Source organism: Methyloceanibacter marginalis, assembly GCF_001723295.1.
Taxonomy (GTDB): Bacteria; Pseudomonadota; Alphaproteobacteria; order Rhizobiales; family Methyloligellaceae; genus Methyloceanibacter; species Methyloceanibacter marginalis.
In genome coordinates, this window is record NZ_LPWD01000245.1 from 1 (window position 1) to 4,306 (window position 4,306).

Consider the following 4,306-nt stretch of genomic DNA (forward strand, 5'->3'; position numbering starts at 1 on the left):
ACGCGGAGGTCGCCGAAGTTCTCGTCGAGAAAGGCCGCGCGACAGGCGTCGTGCTCAAAGACGGCAGCGTCGTCAAAGGCCGCGCGCTTGCCGCAAACGTAAACCTCAAACTGCTCTACACACGGCTCATGCCGGAAGACGCCTTGCCGTCCGACTTCCTGAGGCGCATGCGGAACTTCAAGTGCGGCTCGGGCACGTTCCGCATGAATGTCGCGCTGTCGGAACTGCCGAACTTTGCCGCCCTGCCCGGCAAGGAGGCCAGCGCACACCACGGGGCCGGCGTCATCATCGCCCCGAGCCTCGACTACATGGACAAGGCTTATCGCGATGCGCGCACATACGGCTGGAGCCGGGAGCCGATCATCGAGATGCTCATCCCCTCGACCCTAGACGACAGCCTCGCCCCGCCCGGCGCCCATGTGGCGAGTTTGTTCTGCCAGCATGTGGCGCCCGAGCTGCCGGACGGGCGCTCCTGGGACGAGGCCCGCGACGAGGTCGCCGACCTGATGATTGCCACGGTCGACGCTTACGCGCCCGGTTTCGCCAACAGCGTTGTGGGAAGACAAGCCTTGAGCCCGCTCGATCTGGAACGCGAGTTCGGGCTCGTCGGCGGCGACATCTTTCACGGGGCGCTGACGCTCAATCAGCTGTTCTCCGCACGGCCATGCTGGGCTACGCCGACTACCGCGGCCCTTTACCTGGGCTCTATCACTGCGGCTCCGGGGCGCATCCTGGCGGTGGCGTCACCGGCGCGCCGGGCCACAACGCGGCCCGCGCGATCCTCTCCGACCTCAAGCCTTTTTCTTCTTCCTTTTAAGCTTGGCGCTGACCTTCTTCCATTCCTTCTCCGGCATGCATTTGAGGCAGCGGCAGCCGATGGGCTTGAGGAAGGAGTCGAAATAGCTCTTGCCATAGTTGTAGCCGAGCTCCTCGCCCGGCTGGATCTTCCGCTTCGACATCACGAAGACGCGCTTCTTGCGGATCTCGATCTCGCAATTCGGCCGGCAGGAATGGTTGATATAGCGCGCGGTGTTTCTCTTGTTCCAGCCGTCGATGGTCTTCTTCTTGGTGACCTCGAACAGATAGCGGCTGCGGCTCGTCTCCTCTTCCTTTGCCGTGAGCGTGCGGCCGACATATTCGATGATGCAGACGCCCTTCGGAATGGTCTCTTGGGCGAACAGGCCGCGCCCCGCGCGCGCCTTCTTGACGGCGAGATCGAACCCGCCGGGGGTGAACTTCGATTTTCTCATTGGCCTCGGTGTCTGAACCCTGGTCGTCGGCGGGTTGCCGTTCCCTCGATCTCGCCCGCCGGTCAGAGCCTGGAGGCGCATGACCTCCATGGTATTGAGACGGGCAACCTTGTCATGAAGGGTGCTCATAACTCATGGGCGACAGAGCAGCAAGCAACGGCATGCCCGTGCATGCCTTCCCTGCGAAAGCAGATCGTCTCCAGTCGGTCTCACGGTTCTTGTATTTCCCCTGTCAAAAAACTGAATCAATTGTTCCATCAAACCGTCATGCAGCGCCCTTAGCGTCGCCCCCAGTGCTTTACAGAGCGGCACAGGGAGCGAATTCGCATGGCGCGGACGATGGCTGAGAAAGTCGAGATATTCTTGTTGGACAGCCTAATTTTCCTGTCTTTGACCTCCATGTCCAAATATCTCGCCCCCTCGCTCCATGTCGTTGCCGGCTCCATTCTCGCCGAGGCGGGAGACAGAGCCGAGAGGCATGGGGGCAACGCCGCAGCCGATCTGTCGGCCGCCGACTTCGCCCCCCTTCCGGAGTCTCGCAAGGCCGCCTAGGCGTCCTCAGACGGCGGCCGCTGCGGTCACCCACCTCGCTTCTCAGTCTGCGATGCCCTATCGGTCGGGGATAGGTTTTGCTCCGACCGGCGTCCTGGTGAATAGTGGCGGCCCCTTTCCTTGGAGACCGCTCATGCCGCCTCTTCCCGTGCCGAATGTCTTCGTCGCCTTGATGTGGGCCGCGGCGCTCGCCCTCGGTCTGCCATCCGCTTCGATCGCGCAGGGCGCGAGCAAAGCCCTTCTGGAGGCGCCGGTGTCTCCGGTGCCGCCGCTGTTCGACCAGGCCGATATCGACAAGGCCACGGCCGCACTGGACGGCATCGTCGCCGACGCCATGAAGCGGACCGGCCTCCCGGGCTTGGCGGTCGGAATCGTCTACAAGGATCAGGTGATCTATGCCGAGGGCTTCGGCCTCCGTGAAATAGGCAAGCCCGGCAAGATCGATCCCGACACGGTGTTCCTGCTGGCCTCGGTGTCGAAGCCGATCGCCTCGACCATCGTCGCCCATCTCGTGGGCGAGGGTGTGGTCGACTGGCACGGCAAGGCGAAGGGCTACAATCCGGCCTTCGCGCTGAGCGACGCGTATGTCACCGAGAACGCCACCATCGCCGATCTGATGTCTCATCGCAGCGGCCTGCGCACGGGTTCCGGCGACCTCTTGGAAGATCTCGGCTTTGACCGCGACTACATCCTCTCGCAAATCGACCAACAGCCGCTCGACCCATTCCGCTCCACCTATCATTACAGCAATTTCGGCTATACCGCCGGCGGCATCGCCGCCGCGACAGCCGCCGGTAAAAGCTGGGAGGACCTGGCGGACTCGGTTCTGTTCACCCCCGCCGGCATGACCACCGCCAGCTTCCGCCACGCGGACTATCTGGCGCATAAGGACCGGGCCCATATCCACGCGCGCCTCAAGGACGGGACTTGGGCCGCGAAATTCGACCGCAACGCCGATGCCGAAGCGCCCGCCGGCGGCGCATCCGCTTCGTTGAACGACATGCTGCGCTTCATGCGCCTCCTCGGCGACGGCACGCTCGACGGCAAGGAGATCGTCAAGGCGGACGCGCTCGAGCCCGCCCACGTGCCGCAAATGATCCCGGGACCGCCGCGCTCCGTCGCCACCCCCGCCGGCTTCTACGGTTTCGGCTGGAACGTTTCCTACGACGACGAAGGCCGCGTGCGCCTCGGTCATTCCGGCGCCTTCGAGCTCGGCACCGCGACCTTCGTCACCTTCATGCCGGGCGAGGATCTCGGCATCGTCGTGCTCACCAACGGCATGCCCATCGGCGTCGCCGAGGCGGTCGGCGCGGCCTTTCTCGATGTCGCCCAGAACGGCAAGCAGACCGTGGACTGGGTCGGCTTCATGGGCGGCCTCTTCGACCAGATGCGCGCGGCCGACGCACCGGAGGTAGACTACGCGAAACTGCCGGCGGAGCCGAAGCCCGCGCAGGACCTTGCCGCTTACACGGGACGCTACGGCAATGCCTATTACGGCCCGCTCACGGTCGCAGACGACGGCGATGCGCTCTCGATGACCCTGGGACCGCAAGGCGCGCCGGTCACCTTCGCGCTCAGCCATTTCGACGGCGACACCTTCAGCTTCGAGACCATCGGCGAGAACGCCAACGGGCTTGCCGGGGCGATCTTCACCGTCGGCGACGACGGCAAGGCGAGTAAGGTCGTGCTCGATTACTACGACCGGAACGGCCTCGGCACGTTCGTGCGCGAGTAGCGGGCGAGGCCGGTGAGACGCCGGATGCGCCCGGCCGGTCTCACGCGATTGGGAACGCGGCGCTCCGCGTTCTAAGCTAAGGTCGGGCATGACCAGGCTGTCACGCTTCGTGGGCTTCGCCGCGCTCGCGCTCATCGCAGTTTTCGCCGGACCCACCGCTGCCCAGGCGCCGGACGAGGCGCGGCAGCAATGCACCGAGGATGCCATGATCGTGTTCGACGCCTCAGGCTCCATGGCCGGCAACACGGTCCAGGGCCTGTTCAGCGACGTGACGCGCATCGACGAGGTCCGCATCGCCCTGGCCCAGGTGCTGCCCCATGCCGCGCGGTACCGCAAGATCGGCCTCATCACCTACGGCCCGGGCCCCTACGAGCAATGCAACGTCCAGCTCGACTTCGAGCCCATGTGGAACGCGACCCAGCCCATCATGAGCGTGGTCAACAAGATCAACCCGGCCGGCAAGACGCCGCTCGTCTCGGCGGTGAAGGTGGCCGCGGCGGCGCTCGAGTCCAAAGACAAGCCGGGCGTCATCGTGCTGCTGACCGACGGCGAGGAAACCTGCGGCGGGGCGCCTTGCGAGCTCGGCAAGATCATCAAGGCAAGCGGCCGGAAGCTGACCGTCCATGTGGTCGGCTATCAGCTGAGGGCGTTCCGCTGGACCGGCGCGCAAAGCTTCCTCGACGTGAAATGTCTCGCCGAGGAAACCGGCGGCCTCTACATCACCGCGGAGAACCGGCAGGACCTGGTGGAAGCGTTCGAGAAGACGCTC

General features: G+C 64.8%; 4 protein-coding genes and 1 pseudogene. 4 read left to right on the top strand and 1 reads right to left on the bottom strand.

All coding sequences use genetic code 11. From position 1 onward, the window contains the following. Positions 1-817, top strand: a pseudogene (locus AUC71_RS20285) (phytoene desaturase family protein); the annotation flags it as partial. On the opposite strand, the gene AUC71_RS09565 reads toward AUC71_RS20285, so the two are convergent. Continuing rightward, positions 792-1,379, bottom strand: coding sequence for an SET domain-containing protein (locus AUC71_RS09565; RefSeq protein WP_342021833.1), 588 nt, complete (start codon positions 1,377-1,379; stop codon positions 792-794). The pseudogene AUC71_RS20285 and the gene AUC71_RS09565 sit on opposite strands and share 26 nt — an antisense overlap. A 210-nt stretch (positions 1,380-1,589) precedes the next feature. Between AUC71_RS09565 and AUC71_RS19465 the strand changes: the two genes are divergently transcribed. The 3 genes from AUC71_RS19465 to AUC71_RS09580 all read left to right on the top strand — a co-directional run. Further along, positions 1,590-1,802, top strand: coding sequence for a hypothetical protein (locus AUC71_RS19465; RefSeq protein ID WP_158007782.1), 213 nt, complete (start codon positions 1,590-1,592; stop codon positions 1,800-1,802). Between the two features lie 133 nt (positions 1,803-1,935). Beyond that, a complete protein-coding gene (locus tag AUC71_RS09575) occupies positions 1,936-3,537 on the top strand; it encodes a serine hydrolase (protein WP_069624084.1) in 1,602 nt (533 codons plus the stop codon). Positions 3,538-3,625: 88 nt separating this feature from the next. Then, positions 3,626-4,306, top strand: a 681-nt coding sequence (locus tag AUC71_RS09580; RefSeq protein ID WP_069624085.1) for a vWA domain-containing protein, incomplete at its 3' end; no start/stop codon positions are given.